This window comes from Streptomyces spiramenti, assembly GCF_012034385.1.
GTDB classification, from domain to species: domain Bacteria; phylum Actinomycetota; class Actinomycetes; order Streptomycetales; family Streptomycetaceae; genus Streptomyces; species Streptomyces spiramenti.
The window spans coordinates 1-3,003 of sequence record NZ_JAAVJB010000377.1; the positions used below are offsets into that span (position 1 = coordinate 1).

The 3,003-nt window shown below is 74.6% G+C and carries 3 protein-coding genes; all 3 read left to right on the forward strand.

The features are described 5' to 3' along the window. A partial coding sequence (locus HCJ92_RS23360; protein ID WP_245241193.1) for a segregation and condensation protein A occupies positions 1-1,113 on the forward strand: 1,113 nt, incomplete at its 5' end. Further along, positions 1,110-1,880 (forward strand): SMC-Scp complex subunit ScpB, encoded by a 771-nt coding sequence (gene scpB, locus HCJ92_RS23365; RefSeq protein ID WP_167935599.1) that lies wholly within the window; start codon positions 1,110-1,112, stop codon positions 1,878-1,880. The genes HCJ92_RS23360 and scpB, both read left to right, overlap by 4 nt. A gap of 12 nt (positions 1,881-1,892) precedes the next feature. Continuing rightward, positions 1,893-2,951: a pseudouridine synthase gene (locus HCJ92_RS23370; protein WP_167935600.1), complete on the forward strand. Its 1,059-nt coding sequence runs from the start codon at positions 1,893-1,895 to the stop codon at positions 2,949-2,951. Positions 2,952-3,003: the final 52 nt, after the last annotated feature.

The following is a 3,003-nucleotide window of genomic DNA, read 5'->3' on the forward strand; positions in this document are numbered from 1 at the left end:
ACCGCCCCCGGCGACCGCCCGCCCGGCGCGGGCCGCCCGGCCGCCCCCGTGGACGACTCGGCCCCGCCCGCGGGCGGACCCGGATCACTCCGTGACGCGGTCGACGACGCGACCGGCCAGGGGAACGGACCCGACCCGGAGGCTCCCCGTCCGGCCGATACAGGCGCGGACCGCCCTGCCTCGCAGGCCCCCGACGCGGACACCCCGGCCCCGGCCGCCACCGACACGGACGGCCCCACCGCCGCGAGGGCCCCGGGCGCCGGCGAAGCGCCGGCCCGCCCGGCCGACGGCCGCTTCACTGTCGTCCTCGACAACTTCGAGGGCCCGTTCGACCTGCTGCTTCAGCTGATCGCCCGCCACACCATGGACGTGACCGAGGTCGCCCTCTCCCGGGTGACCGACGAGTTCATGGCGCACATCCGTGCGATGGGCCCCGACTGGGACCTCGACCAGACGACCGAGTTCCTCGTCGTCGCCGCCACCCTGCTGGACCTCAAGGCGGCACGGCTGCTGCCCACCGCCGAGGTGGAGGACGAGGCGGACCTCGCGCTCCTGGAGGCGCGCGACCTGCTGTTCGCCCGGCTGCTCCAGTACCGCGCCTACAAGGAGATCGCGTCGATCTTCGCCGGTCGGCTCGACGCGGAGGCGCGGCGCCACCCCCGGACGGTGGGCCTGGAACCGCACCACGCGGCGCTGCTGCCGGAGGCCGTGCTCTCCGTCGGACCGGAGGGGTTCGCCCGTATCGCCGCCCGTGTACTGGCGCCGCGGCCCGAGCCGCAGGTCCACGTGGGCCACATCCATGCTCCGCTGGTCAGCGTCCGGGAGCAGGCGGAACTGATGGTCGGCAGGCTGCGGGAGCTCGGCCGCGCCAGCTTCGCGGAGCTGACGGCCGACGCCCCCGACACCCTGACCGTCGTCGCGCGGTTCCTCGCCCTCCTGGAGCTCTACCGCGAACGCGCGGTCGCGCTGGAGCAGCCGGAGGCGCTCGGCGACCTCACCGTGCACTGGAGCGGAGCCGGGAGCGGGACCCCGGCCGTCACCGACGAGTTCGACACCCCGCCCGCCGTACCCGAGGGCCGTTCCGCGCGCCGGGCGGCACAGGAGCAGCGATGACCACCTCCGACACACCCGCACCCGCAGCCGACCCCGGGGGTCCTGTGCCCGTGCCCGTGCCCGCGGCCCGGCCCTCGTCCGCCGCACCCGCCGACGGCGACGTGATCCCCGACACCCAGGACCGCGCGCCCGGCGACGCAGCGGTCGGTTCCGCCGCCGGGCCGGAACCCGCCCCGGCGGCGGAACTGCCCCTGCGCCCCGCGCTGGAGGCGGTCCTGATGGTCGTCGACGAACCGGTCCGCGAGGAGCACCTGGCGCGGACCCTGGACCGTCCGCGCCAGGAGATCGCCGACGCCCTGCACGCGCTGGCACGGGAGTACGAGGCGGAGGGCCGGGGGTTCGACCTGCGGTTCGTCGCCGAGGGCTGGCGGTTCTACACCCGGACCGCCTACGCGGACGCCGTCGAGCGCTTCGTCCTCGACGGCCGGACGGCCCGGCTGACGCAGGCCGCGCTGGAGACGCTCGCGGTGGTCGCCTACCGGCAGCCGGTCAGCCGCTCCCGCGTCGCCGCGGTGCGCGGGGTCAACTGCGACGGTGTGATGCGGAGCCTCCTCCAGCGGGGTCTGTTGGAGGAGGCGGGCGCCGAACCCGGGACAGGTGCGATCCTGTACAGGACGACGCACTACTTCCTGGAGCGGCTCGGCCTGCGTGGCCTCGACGAGCTGCCCGAGCTCGCGCCCTTCCTCCCCGAGGCGGACGCGGTGGAGCCCGACAGCCAGGAGGCGGTACCGACGTTCGACGTAGACAGCGCCGACCCACCGACCTAAGACGAGACTTTGATGCGAAGCAGCGGCAGGAACAGCAACCGGAACGACCGGGGCGCGGGCAGCGGCCGGGGACGGGAGAGCGCCGGCCGTCCCCGCCCGGAGGAGCGTGCCTACCCGGAGTCCGGCGGGAAGCGACAGGGCGGGACCGGCGGCGGGAAGGCCCGGTCCGGTTCCGCGGGGGGCTCCGGCGGAGCGGGCGGCGGCCGGACGGGCGCCAAGCGCCCGGCGCGGTCGGCACCCGGCCGCCCCCGCGAGCTGGACGCGAAGATCGAGGAGCGCAACCGCGAGCGCCACAACCGGGACGCCCCCCGGACCCCGAAGACCTTCGGTGAGCCCGAGGGCGTCCGGCTGCAGAAGGTCCTCGCCCAAGCGGGGATGGGCTCCCGCCGTGCCTGCGAGGAGCTGATCGACCGGCGCCGGGTGGAGGTCAACGGCGAGATCGTCACCGAACAGGGGCTCCGGGTCGAGCCCGACCGCGACGAGATCCGGGTGGACGGCCTGACGGTCACCACGCAGAAGGACCTGTTCTTCGCCCTCAACAAGCCGGTCGGCGTGGTTTCCGCCATGGAGGACCCCGACGGCCGCCCCTGCCTCGGCGACTACGTCCAGAACCGTGAGAGCCGGCTCTTCCACGTCGGGCGGCTCGACGCGGAGACCGAGGGGCTGATCCTCCTCACCAACCACGGCGAGCTGGCCCACCGCCTGACCCACCCCCGCTACGGCGTCAGCAAGACCTACGTCGCCGCTATCGAGGTCAGCCAGAGCGCCGGGCGGCTCCCGCGCGACCTCGGCAAGCAGCTGAAGGACGGCGTCCAGTTGGAGGACGGCTACGCGCGGGCCGACAGCTTCCGCGTCGTCGAGAACGTCGGTCGCCACTACCTGGTGGAGATCACCCTCCACGAGGGGCGGAAGCACATCGTGCGGCGGATGCTGGACGAGGTCGGCTTCCCCGTCAGCAAGCTGGTCCGTACCGGGTTCGGCTCCGTCACCCTGGGCGATCAGAAGTCCGGCTGGCTGCGCCGGATGACCAACACCGAGGTCGGGCGCCTCATGCGTGAGGTCGATCTCTGAGCCGTCCGTCATCCGACGGCTTCCGCGCCCGCCACGCCACCCGGCGTGGCGG